The following is a 1,450-nucleotide window of genomic DNA, read 5'->3' on the forward strand; positions in this document are numbered from 1 at the left end:
TGTACTGACCCCATAAAGTTAGACTGGTAATTTTAATTAGGCAGCCTGTTGGGCATGAACTCGGTATTTTACCGGGCTCATGCCTTTTAATTTAGCCTTAATTCGTTTGTTGTTATAGTAATCTATATATTTAGCTAGTTCTTGTTTAAAGTGTGCGATGCTTTTAAATTCCTTAAGATAGAGTAGTTCAGATTTCATGATACTAAAGAAACTTTCTATTACTGCGTTATCGTAACAGTTTCCTTTTCGAGACATACTCTGTGTGATGCCATGCTCAATAAGGGCACTACGATACCGTTTCATTTGATAGTGCCACCCTTGATCTGAATGAATAAGCAATGTATCAGAAGCTTTTAATCGTTCAAAAGACTGTTCTAACATAGTTGAAACAAGTGAATAGGTCGGTCTTGAACCGATTGTATAAGTAATTATTTCACCATTATATAAGTCCAACATAGGTGAAAAATATAGCTTTTCTCCAAATAATTTAATTTCGGTTATGTCTGTAACCCATTTCTCATTTGGCTTAGATGCTTGAAAATTTCGATTTAAAATATTTGGCGCTTTTTTACCCACTTTGCCTTTGTAAGAGCGATATTTCTTTATCTTCACTAGTGATTTTATTCCTATTACTTTCATGAGACGTTGAACTTTTTTATGATTTACTTTATATCCTCGATTAGTAAGCTCATCTCGTATTTTACGATAGCCATAAATACCTTTGTGTTCATCGTAAATAGCTTTTATTAACACTTTTAGCTCTGCATCTGGATCTGGACGATCTAAATTTTTCACCCAATAATAATACGTACTACGTGGGATGTCTGCGAGTTGTAGAAGAGACTTTACCGAAAATTCATGCCTTAATTCATAGACTACTTGGACTTTGTCTTGTTTGGTGATTTGCCCTTTTTTTGAACTAAGGCATTCAACTTTTTTAAGTACGCATTCTCCATTCGTAAACGATCATTCTCAGCTCGTAAAGCTTCAATTGATCCTTTATCTACTTCCTTATTACTACTAGTGTTTGAATTATTTTTAGACAATGGTGGACGCCCCTTTTTCTTTAATTCAAGGGCATCTGTACCGATTATTTCTAACTGCCTTTTCCACTGAAAAAGAGTAGAAGGAGTAGGAATGTTAAAAATTGCAGCTGTTTCTCTGATCGATGTTCCTTGTTCGTTCATATAGTTAAGTACATCTAGTTTAAACTGCAAATCGTATGAAGTATAGCTTTTTTGAAAACCTTGTTCACCATGATACTGAAATTTTTGTAACCATGTTTGAAAAACAGAATGGTGAACTCCGATAGAATTTGAAATCTCTGTTTGAGATTCATTCCCTTCCAAGTAACGTTTTACGGCAAATATTTTCTCATCAATAGTAAATTTTGTCATAAAAAATGCACCTCCAAAAGTTAGACTATGTCTAACTTTTGGGGTGCACTTCT

The 1,450-nt window shown here is 34.0% G+C and carries 1 protein-coding gene; it reads right to left on the reverse strand.

The genetic code is table 11. The annotated features are described in order from the left end of the window. Nucleotides 1-36 precede the first annotated feature (36 nt). Nucleotides 37-1,397 (reverse strand): IS3 family transposase gene (locus COC46_RS15720; RefSeq protein ID WP_098810765.1). Its coding sequence is split into 2 segments (ribosomal slippage): nt 37-941 and nt 941-1,397, totalling 1,362 coding nucleotides; the frame shifts between segments, so codons are not numbered across the junction. Nucleotides 1,398-1,450: the final 53 nt, after the last annotated feature.

The sequence above is a fragment of the Bacillus sp. AFS041924 genome (assembly GCF_002577195.1).
Classification (GTDB): Bacteria; Bacillota; Bacilli; order Bacillales; family Bacillaceae_G; genus Gottfriedia.